Genomic DNA, 14,371 nt, shown 5'->3' with positions numbered 1-14,371 from the left:
TCTCCCCTGCAACCGTGGCGGCCAGTCTAGGCAGCACCTCACGGGCCCGGACCTGACCGCCTGAGGAGGGGGATTCAGGCGGTGAGGACTGCGACGACTGCTTCGGCGGTCGAGGTGGCGGACTGCGGGTTCTGGCCGGTGACGAGGCGGCCGTCGGTGACGGTCTGCGGGGTGAAGTTCGCGGCCGGGTGATGGATCGCGCCGCGAGCGGTCAGCGCGTCGGCGAGCAGGAACGGGACGACCTCGGTCAGACCGACGGCGGCCTCCTCGGCGTTGGTGAAGGCGGCGACGTTCTTGCCGTCGACCAGGTGGCGGCCATCGGACAGGGTCAGGTTCACCAGCGCCGACGGGCCGTGGCAGACGGCCGCGACCACGCCGCCGTTCTCATAGATGCCCGCGGCAAGCGATGCCAGCGCCTCGTCGTTCGGGAAGTCCCAGACGGTGCCGTGCCCGCCGGCGAAGAAGATCGCGTCGTACGCCGAGGCGTCGAGGCCGGCCGCGGCCGGGGTGTGCTCGAGGTCCACGGACGCGAGGAACTTCTGCTGGATCGGGTCGTGCTCGTCCAGCCCGTCGATCGGCGGACGGCCGCCGGCGACGGAGACCAGGTCGACGTCGAAGCCCGCCGCGGTGAAGACGGACCACGGCTCGGCCGCCTCGGAGGCGTAGAAGCCGGTGGTCCGGCCGGTGTCGCCGAGCTGGGAGTGACTGGTGAGAGCGATCAGTACGCGTGTCATGGCTTCATGATGCGAGCGCCGAGGCATCGGAGACCAATAGGAATCTGCGCGGTGTGCCATAGGATTTCTGATATGAGCCCGTCCCTCGACCTGCTTCGGACGTTCCTGGCCGTGCACCGCGCCGGCTCGATCACCGCCGGCGCGGAACTGCTCGGACTGTCCCAGCCGACCGTGACCGCGCAACTGAAGACGCTCGAAACCATGCTCGGCCGGCCGCTGTTCGAGCGGCTCGCCCGCGGCGTCCGGCCGACCGGCGCCGGCGACGAACTCGCCCGCCGGGTCGCCGATCCGATCGACGCCCTGCACGGCCTGCTGCTCGACGAACTCGCCGCGCCCACCGCGACCACCGTCCATCTCGGCGGCCCGTCCGACTTCCTCTGCACGATGGTCCTGCCGGCGCTCGCCGGCCGCCTCGCGGACGGACTCCAGGTCCGCGCGACGTTCGGCCTGCCGGACGATCTGCTGGACCGGCTCGTCGACCGCAGCCTCGACCTGGTGATCAGCTCGACCCGGCCGCGGCGCGCCGGCGTCCGCGCAACACCCTTCTACGACGAGACTTTCGCGCTCGTGGCCGCGCCGAACTGGTCTGCCGGTACGCCGACCAGCTCGCCGGAGCCGCTGCGGAAGATCCCCCTGATCGCGTACGCCGAGGAGGCGCCGATCATCCGCCGCTACTGGCGAACCGTCTTCTCCACCCGCCTGACCCGGACCGCCGACCTCGTCGTACCGGATCTGCGAGGAGTCCTCGCCGCGGTGCGCGCCGGCGCTGGCGCGAGCGTGCTGCCGACCTACCTGTGCGACGAGGCGCTGGCCGCCGGCGAACTGGTCCTGCTGTCCGATCCCGAACTGCCGCCGCTCAACACCCTCTACCTGGCAACGCGGTCGGCCACCGGACCGAACAACCCGGCCGCCGCGGTGCGCGACCGGCTGCTGCGAACTACCGGAGCATCAGGACCGCGGCAGTGACGCCGGCCACCACGATCAGGGCGCGGAGCAGGCCGCTCGGGAGCCGGCGGCCGATGTGCGCGCCGACGTACCCGCCGGCGACCGACCCGGCCGCGAGCAGCACGATCGCGGTCGGGTTCAGGTCGGCGACGAACACGAAGATGATGCCGGCCACGAGGTTCGCGGCCAGCAGGGACAGGGTCTTGAGCGCGTTCGCGACACGCAGCTCGAGGTCCAGGCCCAGGCCGAGCACCGCCATCATCATCACGCCCGCACCGGCGCCGAAGTACCCGCCGTACACACCGGTCAGCGCGGCGAAGAACGTCGTCGCCGGCGTCATCGTCGCCCGCGCTTCCGGCGGAGTCCCGTGCCGCGACCGCAGCCGGCGGGAGATCCACGGCTGGACGCCGACGACCAGGCAGGTGAACAGGATCAGCCACGGCGCGGCCGCCGCGAAGACCCCGGGCGGCAGGGCGAGCAGCAGCGCCGCGCCGCCGATCGCGCCGATCGCGCACGTCAGCACCACGGCGATCGTCGTCGGCCGGGACACCTCGCGCAGCTCCCGCCGGTACCCGAACGAGCCGCTGAGCGCGCCGGGCAGCAAGCCGATCGTGTTCGAGGCGTTCGCCACCACCGGCGGGATCCCCAACGCGATCAGGGCCGGGAAGCTGACCAATGACGCGACACCGACGGTGGATGTGAGCACGCCGGCGCCGAGACCGGCCGCGACGATGGCCAGATGCTCCGCACCGGTCACGTCCTGTCCCGCACGACGCCGGCATCCAGCATGATCTCGGGCGACTCCATGGCACCAGCTTATTGACGACCGGCAGCAGCCGGACAGATGGTCGGTCCGGGACGCTGTTTACGCAAACAGATCGACTCGGCCCGATCATGGGCCCACGACGGTACGGACGTCAAGAGGCCGGCACCTCCGCGCCGCGAGCACGCGCGCCGATCCGCCCAAACACCAGCAAATCAAGGGCTTCTCGAACTGAACCGGATCAGTCGAAATTCCCGGGCACGGGCTCTTGACGCCGGATCGACAGGGGCGCTCTAATCATCGGCACCTTCTGTTCACGTAAACATTCCTGGCTTTCCGGAGGTAACAATGACCCCGCCCGCCAACGTCTCCCGCCGCGCCGTGCTCGGCGGAGCACTCGGTCTGGCCGCCGCAGGGGTGCTGGGCGCCTGCGGCTCCAACAAGGGAACCGGAGCTGCTGCCACTGGTGGTGGCGGCAGCAAGGTCTCGCTCAGCCAGTGGTACCACCAGTACGGCGAGAAAGGGACGCAGGAAGCAGCGAAGAAGTACGCCGCCGAGTACACCGACGCGACCGTCCAGATCCAGTGGATCCCCGGCGACTACCCGGCGAAGCTGTCCAGCGGCCTCTCGTCCGGCAACGGGCCCGACGCCTTCGAGGGCCACCTCGAGCGCTCACTGGTCAGCTCCGGCCAGGTCGTGCCGCTCGACGACCTGATCGCCGACGTCAAGGACGACTACGCCGAGGGCGACTTGGCCGCCAACTCGATCGACGGGAAGCTGTACTCGATCCCGATGATCAACGACCCGCAGATGCTCTACTACCGCAAGAGCCTGTTCGAGGCGAAGGGCATCAAGCCGCCGCAGACTCTCGACGACCTGATCGCGGCCGCGAAGGAACTCACCGACAAGTCGGTCAAGGGCCTGTTCGCCGGCAACGACGCCAACAACACCGGCGGCGGCCTGACCACGGCGGCGATCTACTCGACCGGCGGCCGGTTCCTGACCGCCGACCACAAGATCGGCTTCGACCCCGCCAAGGTCGCCGAGGTGCTGCTGAAGCTGCGGAAGTTCGCCGCGGACAAGAGCCTGCTGCTCGGTGCGCCGACCGACTGGTGGGATCCGTCGGCGATCAACCAGAACCTGTGCGCGATGCAGTGGATCGGCATGTGGGCGGTGCCCGGGATGTCGACCGCGCTCGGCGCGGACGAGATCGGCGCGTTCCCGTTCCCGGCCGCGGCCGGCGGCAAGCCGGCGGTCGTCTCCGGCGGCTGGTCGGCGTTCGTCAGCGCGAAGTCCAAGAACATCGACGCCGCGAAGGCGTTCACCAAGTGGCTGTGGGTGGACAAGACCGACCTGCAGGAGGACTGGTCGCTCAGCTACGGCTTCCACATCCCGCCGCGGAAGAGCCTGGCCGCGAAGGCCTCGAAGCTCCAGTCCGGCCCCGCGGCCGAGTCGGTCAAGCTCAACACCGACTACGGGGTCCAGGGCGACCCGAACTGGACACCCGCGATGAGCACCGCGCTCACCGACGCCGTCACGCGAGTGATCGGCAAGGGCGGTGACCCCGAGACCGAGCTGGCCGGCGCGGTGAAGAAGATCAACACCGAGCTCAGCAAGATCTTCGGCTGATGTCGCAGCAGACCACCACTGCCCCACAGGTGCGCCCGGTCGGCGGGCGCACCTCGAGCGCGCGGAGAACGCGGGCGATCCACGGGCAGCGGCGCGCGTTCTGGCTGTTCATCGCGCCGTTCCTGATCGGGCTCGCGGTCTTCGTCTACTTCCCGATCGCCTGGAGCGCGTTCCTCAGCTTCTTCGACGCCCAGGGCACCGTGACGCCGACCAAATTTGTTGGCCTCGGCAACTACACCGCGATGTTGAGCGACAAGGCGTTCGTCTCCTCACTGGTGACGTTCACCGCGTTCGCCGTCCTCATCGTTCCGACCACCTTCGCGCTGTCGCTGTTCCTGGCGGTGCTGGTCAACCGGGTCCGGGTGGCGCGGGCGTTCTTCCGGTCGGTGTTCTTCCTGCCGACCGCCTGCTCGTACGTCGTCGCGTCGCTGATCTGGAAGCTGTCGATCTTCAACGGCGTCCGGTTCGGGATGGCGAACACGTTGCTCGGCTGGATCGGCGTGGAACCGGTCAGCTGGCTGGCCTCGCTGGATCCGCCGTGGTACTGGCTGGTCATCGTGACCGCGCGGCTGTGGCTGCAGGCCGGCTTCTACATGATCCTGTTCCTGGCCGCGTTGCAGAACATCAACCCCGAGCTCTACGAGGCCGCGTTCGTGGACGGCGCCAAGCCCGGCTGGCAGGTGTTCCGGCACATCACCCTCCCGCTGCTGCGGCCGACCTCGATCTCGGTGCTGCTGCTGTGCCTGATCGCGGCGTACCAGGCCTTCGACGAGTTCTACAACCTGCTCGGCGCGGTCGAGTACGCGCGCCCGCCGCTGGTGTACCTCTACCACCTCGCGCTCGGCAGTCAGCAGAACTTCGGCCTCGGCAGCGCGGGCTCGCTGATCCTGGCCGCGATCATCGCCGTCGTCACCGTGCTGCAGGGCAAGCTCCTCGGCTTCGGCAGACCCAGCGACTAGGAGATTCCCATGGATTCCCATCAGCCGCAGGCCGTCGGCTACCGGCGGACTCTGGCCGACCGGATCGCCAATGGCGCCGGGATGGCCGTGCTGCTCGTGATGACGTTGCTGTTCCTGGTCCCGTTCTACCTGCTGATCAGGAACGGACTGGCCAGCACCAAGGACATCACCGCCCCGGGCTGGACGTTCTTCCCCAAGGACATCCAGTGGCACAACCTCGCGGACCTGTTCAACGACCCCGAGATCCCGATGCTCAGCTCGCTGCGGAACTCCGCGGTCGTCGCCGTCCTCACCACAGCCGGCACCCTGCTGGTCAGCTCGCTGGCCGGATACGCCCTGGCCCGGATCAACCACCCGCACAGCAACAAGATCTTCTACGCCGTGCTAGCCACGCTGATGATCCCGGGTGCTGTGACGTTCGTGCCGAGCTTCGTGATCGTCTCGTGGCTCGGGTGGGTCTCGGACTACCGCGGCCTGATCATCCCGTCCCTGTTCAGCGGCTTCACCGTCTTCCTGTTCCGCCAGTACTTCCTCTCGTTCCCGAAGGAGCTCGAGGAGGCGGCCCGGATCGACGGCCTCGGGTACGGCGGCACGTTCTGGCGGATCGTCGTACCGAACTCCGGGAACTTCATCGCGGCGATCGCCGTGATCACGTTCATCGCGAGCTGGAACTCGTTCCTCTGGCCGCTCGTCGTGGCCCAGGACGAGAGCGCCTGGACCGTGCAGGTCACGCTCTCGACCTTCGTCACCGCGCAGACCATCAACATCCCGCAACTGTTCATGGCGGCAGCCGTCTCGATCCTGCCGCTCGTCCTGGTCTTCGTCTTCCTGCAGCGGTATCTCGTGCAGGGTGTGGCCCAGACAGGCCTGAAAGGTTGAGAACCCTGTGAAACGAAGAACTCTCTGGGCGGGTGTGCTGCTGGCGACGGTCGGGCTCAGCCTCCTGACGTCACCGGCCAATTCCGCCGAACCCACCGCGAACACCTCGTTCCGCCCCGGTCAGCCCTGGCTGGACACGAGCGGCAAGGTGATCCAGGCCCACGGCGGTCAGGTCGTGCCGGCGAAGGACGACGACGGCCGGCGCGTCTACTACTGGTACGGCGAGGACCGCAGCAACGGGTACTACGACAGCCCGGGCGTGCACCTGTACTCGTCGTACGACCTGTACAACTGGAAGGACCAGGGGCTCGCCCTCCGCGCGATGAACTCCCCCGACCAGTTCGCGAACGATCCGTACTTCGCGAAGCTCTACAAGAAGTACACGCCCGCGCAGAAGGACGTCGTCTGGCGCGACCTGTCCACCAACAGCGTCCGCACCGACGGCTGGGCCCGCCCGTCGATCCTCGAACGCCCGAAGGTGATCTACAACCAAGTGACCGGCAAGTGGGTCATGTGGGTGCACTCCGACGGCCCGTCGTCGCCGACCAGCACGTCGACGTACGCGCGCGCCGAGGCCGGTGTCGCGATCGCGGACTCGCCGAAGGGCCCGTTCCGCTGGATCGACTCGTACCGCCTGAACCGGGTGCCGAGCGACTCGGTGCCGTGGTGCGGCAGCGGGTCGGCGTTCGACCCGGCCGGCGGGATGGCGCGGGACATGAACCTGTTCGTGGACGACGACGGCACGGCGTACATCATCTACTCGTCCGAGGAGAACCGGACGATGTACATCTCCAAGCTGAACAGGTCGTACACGTACCTGTCCGCGGCGCCGGAGAACGCCGTCCAGGGCAAGGACTTCGTCCGCACGCTGGCGTGCAACCAGCGCGAGGCGCCGGCGATGTTCAAGTCCGAGGGCACCTACTACCTGGTGACGTCAGGTGCCACCGGCTGGGATCCGAACCCGGCACGCTACGCGACCTCGCAGAACGTCCTGGGGCAGTTCACCGATCGCGGCATCCCGATCAGCGGTGACGGCGCGGCGACCACGTACCACTCGCAGAGCACCAATGTGATCCCGGTCGACCAGAAGCAGAACAAGTTCGTGTTCATGGGTGACCGGTGGACGCCGAACGACCTCGCCAACGCGCCGTACGTCTGGATGCCGATGAGGTTCGGCGAAGGCGGCGCGCTCAGCATCGGCCCGGACACCGAGTGGACGCTGCGTGACCTCACGCCGTACACGCGCTGGACCGTCACGAGCACGATCCCGGACCACGTCTGGCTCGGCGACACCAGCACGCTGCCCGCCGCCGTCACGGTGACGACGGCTTCGGGATCCCAGCAGGTCGCGGTCACCTGGGACGCGGCGAGCATCGCGCAACCGGGACCGGCCACGCTGCGCGGCACACTCGCGGACGGCAGGACATTCACCCGATCGGTCGTCGTCGTACCGCACGGTCTGCGGTACGCCGTGAACGCCGGCGGCACCGCGACGCCCGACTGGACCCGCCTGACCCAGGTCGCGTCGACGGAGCAACCACTGCTCAACTCGGCGCCGGAGCAGCCGCTGGGCACCGATCCCGCGACCGGCACGCAGTGGGGCTACACCGGATCGAGCGCCCCGGCCGGCACCGGTGACCTCTACACCACCTTGCGGTACGCGAAGAACCATGAGCCGCTGGTCTACACGTTCGGGAACCTCGAGCCCGGCACGTACACCGTCCACGCGGGCTACTACGACCCGTGGCCGTGGGCCAACCGCGCGGCCGAGGTGTCCGTCAACGGTTCGGTCGTCGACCAGCAGCGCTTGTTCACCGCGACCGGTGTGGCGGCGACGTACGGCGGGATCACGGTCGGGGCCGACGGAAAGCTCACGGTGACGATCACTCCGACCCGCTCCCCCGACATCCAGGTCAGCTGGCTGATGGTGGCTCGCGGTAACTGACGCCCGCCTATGCTGATGCCATGTCGAGCGAGGTCAAAGGCGCGCGCCGCGGCGCCAAAGGACACCCGAAGTCGGGACCGTCCATCGGCGACGTGGCGCGGCTGGCCGGGGTGTCGTCGCAGACCGTGTCCCGCGTCTCCACGGGCTCGGAGCCGGTCCGGGCCGAGACCCGGGAGCGGGTGCTCGACGCGATGAGGCAACTGGGCTACGCACCGAACCTCGCCGCCCGGGCCCTGCGCCAGGGCAACTTCCGGTCGATCGGCCTGATCGCTCACCAGGTCATCCGCACGGGTGAGTCGAAGACGATCGAGGCAGTGATCGAGGCCGCTCGCCGGGAGGGTTACTCGGTGAGCCTCGTCGACGTCGAGACCCCGTCGTCGAGCGATGTCAGCGAGGCGGTCCAGCACCTCAGTCACCAGGCGATCGACGGCCTGATCATCATCCGTGCCGAGACCGCGACACCGGCCGCGCTGGCGCTGCCGCCGACGCTGCCGGTCGCGGTGTCGGACTCGCGGTTCGTCGGGCACCATCCGGCCGTCGGCGCCGACCAGGCCGGCGGCAGCCGGGCCGCGGTCCAGCACCTGCTGGATCTCGGGCACCCGACCGTGCACCACATCGCGGGACCGAGCGACTCCGGCCCCGCGGACCTGCGGGCGACCGCGTGGCGGCAGACCCTGACCAGCGCCGGACGCGAGGTGCCGGAGGCGTTCGTCGGCGACTGGTCGGCGGAAGCGGGCTACCGGATCGGCAGCAGCATCGCCGGGCGCGACGACGTGACGGCGGTCTTCGCGGCGAACGACGAGATGGCCGCCGGCCTGATCCACGCGCTGCACGAGGCCGGCCGCCGGGTGCCCGACGACGTGAGCGTGGTCGGGTTCGACGACATCGACCTCGCCGCCCACCTCTGGCCGCCGCTGACCACGGTCCGGCAGGAGTTCCACCAGATCGGCCACGACCTGGTCGAGGTGATCATGCGGCAGCTCGGCGGCCGGGAACAGCTGACCGGCTACCACGGAACCGTGCCGGCGCCGCTGATCGTCCGGCAGAGCACGGCCGCGCCGCGCCCGCGCCGACGGACCCGGCGCTGAGCACGGCACCGATCCACGGTGGACATTCGTGACGTCTTCAAGTTACCGTCGCTGACGACAATGTTTACGTAAACAACGTCGCCAGCACGGCTCGACAAGAGATGAGAACCCATGCCTGACTTCGCCATCGGTGAGTCCGACTTCCTCCTGGACGGCCGGCCCTTCCAGATCATTTCCGGCGCGCTGCACTACTTCCGGATCCACCCGGACAGCTGGGCAGACCGGATCGAGAAGGCCCGGCTGATGGGGCTCAACACCATCGAGACCTACGTCCCCTGGAACCTGCACAGCCCGCGTCCGGGCGTCTTCGACACCTCCGGCCTGCTCGACCTCGGGCGCTTCCTCCGCGAGGTCGCGGACGCCGGGCTGTACGCGATCGTGCGGCCGGGCCCGTACATCTGCGCCGAGCTGGACAACGGCGGGCTCCCGGCGTGGCTCTTCCGGGACAGCAGTGTCGGCGTCCGCCGGTACGAGCCGGGCTTCATGTCCGCGGTCACGCAGTACCTGCAGGACGTGCTGGAGATCGTCCGCCCGCTGCAGATCGACCAGGGCGGCCCGGTGCTGCTCGTCCAGGTCGAGAACGAGTACGGCGCCTTCGGCGACGACCAGACCTACTTGAAGGCCGTGGCCGAGGTCATCCGGGGCGCGGGCACGACCGTTCCGCTCGTCACCGTGGACCAGCCGACCGACGCGATGCTCGCCGCCGGCGGACTGGACGGCGTACTGCGGACCGCGTCGTTCGGGTCGCGGGTTCCGTCGCGGCTGGAAGCGCTGCGCAAGCACCAGCCGACCGGGCCGCTGATGTGCATGGAGTTCTGGGACGGCTGGTTCGACTACTGGGGCGGACGTCATCACACGACGTCGGCGGCCGAGGCCGCGGCGGAGCTGGATGCGCTGCTCGCGGCCGGGGCGTCGGTGAACATCTACATGTTCCACGGAGGCACGAACTTCGGGCTGACGAGCGGGGCCAATGACAAGGGCGTGTACCGCGCGACCGTGACGTCGTACGACTACGACGCACCGCTCGACGAGGCCGGGAACCCGACCGAGAAGTACCACGCGTTCCGCGAGGTGATCTCGCGGTACGCCCCGGTGCCGGACGAACTGCCGGCGATCCGGCCGCCGGCCCGCGAGTTCGGTGTCGCGCTGGCCGATCCCATCGGGCTCCTGCAGGGCTGCGGCGGCGCCTGGTCAGAGCACGCCGCGCTGCCCACGCTCGACGACCTCGAGGCGCGGCTGGCGATCTTCCGTACCGAGCTGCGCGGGGCCGGGCCGGCGTTGCTGACGTTCGGCGAGGTCCGGGACCGTGTCCAGGTGTTCCTCGACGGTGCGCCGGTCGGTGTCCTGGAGCGGGAGCGGCACGAGCGGGCGATCATGCTCCCGCACACGCGCGGCCGGCTCGAGCTCGTCGTCGAGGACCAGGGACGGGTCAACTACGGTCCGCGGATCGGCGAGCCGAAGGGGCTGATCGGCCCGGTTCGTCTGGGCGCCGACGAGCTCACCGGGTGGTCGGCGTGCGTGATCGACCTCGACAATCTTCCGCGGCTGTGGGATTCCGCCGGCCCGACACCGTCCGCTCTCGGCATCGGGCCGACCGCGTGGCGCGCGACGTTCGAGACCGGCGGCGAGTCCGACCTGTTCCTGCGAACCGATGCCTGGGGCAAGGGTCTCGCCTGGGTCAACGGCTTCTGCCTCGGCCGGTACTGGCGCCGCGGCCCCCAGGAGACGCTCTACGTACCGGCGCCGCTGCTGGCGCAGGGGACGAACACCCTCGTCGTCCTCGAGCTCGACGTTATGGACACGCCCACGGCGACCTTCACGGGCTCCGCGTCGCTCGGGTTCACCGACCTCTAGCCGGTGTTCCGGACGGTGAGCTCGAACGTCGTCAGCGCCGACGCGTCGATGGTGAGCCGGTGGACCTCCGGCCCCCACACGGCACTGAGCAGGTCGTCGTCGACAGGGCGGCGTTCGAGCGTTCCTGCGCCGAGTTCCGCGTTCCACGTCAGCGTCGCCACGGCACCGGACAGGGCCCGGATGACGAGTTCTCCGGGCCGCTGTCGTTGCGGCGTACCGGCGATCACGAAGTGCTCCACGATCTCGTGCCCAGCCGGCCATGTGTCGGCGACCCGTACGGCGCCCGCGTCGAGCGAGGCCTTCCGCCGTACGGCGCCGTCCGGCAGCGTCAACGCCAACGAGACCCCTTCCTGTACGTCGATGTGCGTGGCCTTCGAGTCCGCGCCGGGTGACTGCTCCTGCCCGTCGACCAACGGGACGTTGTGCCAGGCGCTGCGCACGACCCACTGCTCGTAGCGCCGCGGCGAGAACGAGATCGCCGTGTAGGTCGGCTGACCGAGATCGATCAGTACCGGCGACGAATCGACCGCCGCGATGAACGAGCCGACGTCGTTGTGGTTGTGGTTCTCGTCGTTGTGGCCGCCCTTGACGGCCAGGGCCAGGCCGGCGTCCCGGGCGACGAACAGCTGCGTCTCCGGAAGCCAGGTCGAGCGCGGAAGCCCTGTGGCACCAGGCTTCGCGGCCCACCAGTCGCGGTCGAACAGAGCTAGGACCAGTCGTCCTAGGCCGGGCTGCGGCGTCGGCAGTTCGCTGCCATGGGTCGCTGCGAACGCCGTCACGTCGTCGTCGCCGATCCGGCGGCCCCAGCGATGCAGGACATGCCATGGCTGCTGTGTACTCGGTCGCGCGGGACCGTCGCCGACGTTCACGAACCAGCCGTCGCCGAGCGCCATCCGGCCCGGGTACCGCGCCAGCTCGGCGAGCGGCGGAACACCCCACGGGTCGAACGCGCCGGCGGTGATCCGGTCGAGGAGTTCGAGAGCGGTCGCCAGACGGGCCGGGCCGTTCCACCAGTACGCATAGCCTTCGTCGCAGCCGCCGTCGGACGGCATCGCGTCGAGGTACCGGCTGAGGTCTTCCACGACCAGATCGACGAGCCCCAGTTGCCGGTCGGCGTCGGGTTCGAGCAGCAGAGCGGCACTCAGGATGTGGCCGTGGATCCACGGGTTCCAGTTGTGCAGCCGGCCGTCCAGCCCGAGCCAATGCCAGTCGCGGCGCTGCAGGAACGGTACGAAGACTCGGACCCGTGCCTCGCGCCGCAGGCGACGACGCAGGCCGGGCACGCGATCGTCGAGGGCAGGTCCGAGGACAAGATCGGCCCAGGCGAGGACCTCGACGGTCTCGGCCGCGCCCAGGTCGACATAGGGATCGTCCGGATCGGCGACGACCTCGTTGCGTGCCGAGGCGAACGACTCGTGCGCTGCCCAGCACCAGGTGGTCTGCTCACACAGCAACTGCAGTCCGTCGGCGGCGTGGTCGACCCACGACTCCTCACCGGTGACAGCAGCCGCCGCGACCGCTGCCGCCGTACGGCGACGCAGCTCACCGACCGGCTCCTCGTAGGCGACCCGCACGCCGTCACGCCAGTAGCGCGCGTAGTCCGAGAGCAACGTGTGCGGCCAAGGCTGCGCGCGGTCCTTCTCCGCCTCCCCCAGCAGGGCGGCGACAGCCTCGTGATCCAGGGCCTCCCACGCGGCCCGCTCGCTGATGTCAGGTACGCCGAGCCGCGCCGCGGCAGCCCCGACGGCCGTCCGGCGTACCTCGTCGGACAGGGACCGCCACCGCTGCATCAACGACGTCACCAGGACACCGTATTAGGCGACCCCACGGTGGTGGGTGGCTCGGTAGTGGGTGGGCGGCATGGTTTTCTGTTCGCGGAAGCGGCGGTTGAAGTTGGCGAGGTTGTGGTAGCCGCTGCGGGTGGCGATCTCGGTGATCGGGAGCGAGGTGGTGGTGAGCAGGCGGCAAGCGGTCTCGACGCGCAACTGGTTGACGTAGTCGGTCAACGTGCAGCCGAGTGCGCGGCGGAAGAAGCGGCTGAACGACGTCGGCGCCATGTGGACGAGCGCGGCGACCTCGTCGAGTACGACGGGCTCGGTGTGCGCCTGCTGCAGGTGCCGGCACACCACGTCGACCCGATCCCGTACGGCGGTGCTCGGCGCGGCGGCGTACCCGGCTCCGGTGATCGGTGTCGCTGCCGTACCGGCGGCGAGACGCTGCAGTACGTCGAGAAGCCGCACCGTCTGGTCGGCCGGCGCGAGCCGGGGAAGAGCAGCGATGTCGGCGTGCAACTCGTGGCGGCCGAAGTACAACCCGCGGGCCGAGCGGCTCAGCAGACTCTGGACGGCGGCGAACTGCGGGAGCTCGAAGAAGCCGGCGCCGAGGAAGTCGTGCCGGAACTGTGTCACGGCGGCCTCGGACTGTTGATCCGACGCGTACGTGTGCGGCAGATCGGGGCCGAGCAGCACGAGATCGCCCGGCAGGTACCCCTCCACATCGGTACCCACGTACCTCGTCCCGGATCCCGCCGTGATGAGCGTGAGCTCGTACTCCCGGTGGAAGTGCCAGGCGAAGCCGAACGACCGCTCGCGCCTGGTGAAGCACGTGAACGTCGTACCGCTCGGGACTCCCGGCCGCTCGTAGCGCGGGTTCATCGGCACAGTCTAGGAGGACAACTGAGTACCGGAACCGGTCATCAGCGGCGTAGCACCCCGAGGGCCGGGGTTGGAATCGTGGAGGCCATGACGACCACCGACCTCTCCGTCGACGAGCTCGACCTGCCGTACGACGGTCTGCCGCCGACCGCCACCGCCGACTTCAACCGCGACGGGTTCGCCCACCTGTCCGGCGTACTGAGCCCGGACACCATCGCGCGGTACGAGCCGACGATCACGTCCGAGGTGATCCGGCTCAACACCCAGCACCTGCCGCTCGCCGAGCGGGACACGTACGGCAAGGCGTTCCTGCAGGTGACGAACCTGTGGCAGCAGAACGAGCTGGTGAAGGAGCTCGTGTTCTCCCGTCGTCTGGCCGGTATCGCGGCGCAACTGCTCGGGGTGCACGCCGTCCGGCTGTACCACGACCAGGCGCTCTACAAGGAGCCGAGCGGCGGCATCACCCCGTGGCATGCCGACCAGTACTACTGGCCGCTGTCCTCCGATCGGTGCGTGACGATCTGGCTGCCGCTGCAGGAGACGCCGCGGGAGATGGGGCCGCTCGCGTTCGCCCGCGGCAGCCACAACTTCGCCTTCGGCCGCGAGCTCCCGATCTCCGACGAGTCCGAGGAACAGCTGAAGAACGCCGTGGCCGAGCAGAACTTCGAGGACGTCGTCGAACCGTTCGCTCTCGGCGACGCGTCCTTCCACCGCGGCTGGACCTTCCACCACGCCGGCCCGAACCGCGGCACCGAGCCCCGGCGCGTGATGACCGTCATCTACATCGACGCCGACATCCGCGCCGCCGCCCCCACCAACGACAACCAGCACGCCGACCTGGCCAACTGGATGCCAGGCACGACCCCCGGCCAAATCCCCCGATCCCCCCTCAACCCGATCCTCTACGACAGCCGGCCATAG

Annotated in this window: 12 protein-coding genes; 8 read left to right on the top strand and 4 right to left on the bottom strand. The window is 69.3% G+C overall.

All coding sequences use genetic code 11. The features are described from left to right. Positions 1-74: 74 nt before the first annotated feature. Complete coding sequence (locus AB0I12_RS02035) at positions 75-734, bottom strand: type 1 glutamine amidotransferase domain-containing protein (RefSeq protein ID WP_359923237.1); 660 nt, start codon at positions 732-734, stop codon at positions 75-77. 72 nt (positions 735-806) lie between these two features. Here AB0I12_RS02035 and AB0I12_RS02030 point away from each other — a divergent pair, with 72 nt between their 5' ends. Next, positions 807-1,700: a LysR family transcriptional regulator gene (locus AB0I12_RS02030; RefSeq protein ID WP_359923234.1), complete on the top strand. Its 894-nt coding sequence runs from the start codon at positions 807-809 to the stop codon at positions 1,698-1,700. Here the strand turns inward: AB0I12_RS02030 and AB0I12_RS02025 are convergent. Then, complete coding sequence (locus AB0I12_RS02025) at positions 1,672-2,436, bottom strand: sulfite exporter TauE/SafE family protein (RefSeq protein ID WP_359923231.1); 765 nt, start codon at positions 2,434-2,436, stop codon at positions 1,672-1,674. The two genes, AB0I12_RS02030 and AB0I12_RS02025, sit on opposite strands and share 29 nt — an antisense overlap. Before the next feature lie 354 nt (positions 2,437-2,790). Here AB0I12_RS02025 and AB0I12_RS02020 point away from each other — a divergent pair, with 354 nt between their 5' ends. The 6 genes from AB0I12_RS02020 (at position 2,791) to AB0I12_RS01995 (ending at position 10,796) form a co-directional block, all read left to right on the top strand. Continuing rightward, positions 2,791-4,071, top strand: coding sequence for a sugar ABC transporter substrate-binding protein (locus tag AB0I12_RS02020; RefSeq protein ID WP_359923228.1), 1,281 nt, complete (start codon positions 2,791-2,793; stop codon positions 4,069-4,071). Further along, complete coding sequence (locus AB0I12_RS02015) at positions 4,071-5,030, top strand: sugar ABC transporter permease (protein WP_359923225.1); 960 nt, start codon at positions 4,071-4,073, stop codon at positions 5,028-5,030. The genes AB0I12_RS02020 and AB0I12_RS02015 overlap by 1 nt, the downstream gene beginning before the upstream one ends. A gap of 9 nt (positions 5,031-5,039) precedes the next feature. After that, positions 5,040-5,909: a carbohydrate ABC transporter permease gene (locus AB0I12_RS02010; RefSeq protein WP_359923222.1), complete on the top strand. Its 870-nt coding sequence runs from the start codon at positions 5,040-5,042 to the stop codon at positions 5,907-5,909. 7 nt (positions 5,910-5,916) lie between these two features. Further along, the gene (locus AB0I12_RS02005) at positions 5,917-7,854 is read left to right on the top strand and encodes a family 43 glycosylhydrolase (RefSeq protein ID WP_359923220.1); all 1,938 of its coding nucleotides are present in this window, start codon (positions 5,917-5,919) and stop codon (positions 7,852-7,854) included. A gap of 20 nt (positions 7,855-7,874) precedes the next feature. Continuing rightward, complete coding sequence (locus AB0I12_RS02000) at positions 7,875-8,942, top strand: LacI family DNA-binding transcriptional regulator (RefSeq protein WP_359923218.1); 1,068 nt, start codon at positions 7,875-7,877, stop codon at positions 8,940-8,942. Positions 8,943-9,053: 111 nt separating this feature from the next. Then, entirely contained in the window at positions 9,054-10,796 is a 1,743-nt protein-coding gene (locus tag AB0I12_RS01995) for a glycoside hydrolase family 35 protein (RefSeq protein ID WP_359923215.1), read from the top strand. Here AB0I12_RS01995 and AB0I12_RS01990 read toward each other — a convergent pair. Beyond that, a complete protein-coding gene (locus tag AB0I12_RS01990; RefSeq protein ID WP_359923213.1) occupies positions 10,793-12,598 on the bottom strand; it encodes a heparinase II/III family protein in 1,806 nt (601 codons plus the stop codon). The two genes, AB0I12_RS01995 and AB0I12_RS01990, sit on opposite strands and share 4 nt — an antisense overlap. 12 nt (positions 12,599-12,610) lie before the next feature. Beyond that, complete coding sequence (locus AB0I12_RS01985; RefSeq protein ID WP_359923210.1) at positions 12,611-13,450, bottom strand: AraC family transcriptional regulator; 840 nt, start codon at positions 13,448-13,450, stop codon at positions 12,611-12,613. Between the two features lie 87 nt (positions 13,451-13,537). On the opposite strand from AB0I12_RS01985, the gene AB0I12_RS01980 reads away from it, so the two are divergent. After that, positions 13,538-14,371, top strand: coding sequence for a phytanoyl-CoA dioxygenase family protein (locus AB0I12_RS01980; protein WP_359923207.1), 834 nt, complete (start codon positions 13,538-13,540; stop codon positions 14,369-14,371).

The sequence above is a fragment of the Kribbella sp. NPDC050459 genome, assembly GCF_040655315.1.
GTDB lineage: Bacteria > Actinomycetota > Actinomycetes > Propionibacteriales > Kribbellaceae > Kribbella.
The sequence above is the reverse complement of the archived record's forward strand: the minus strand, read 5'-3'. Positions and strand labels throughout refer to the sequence as shown.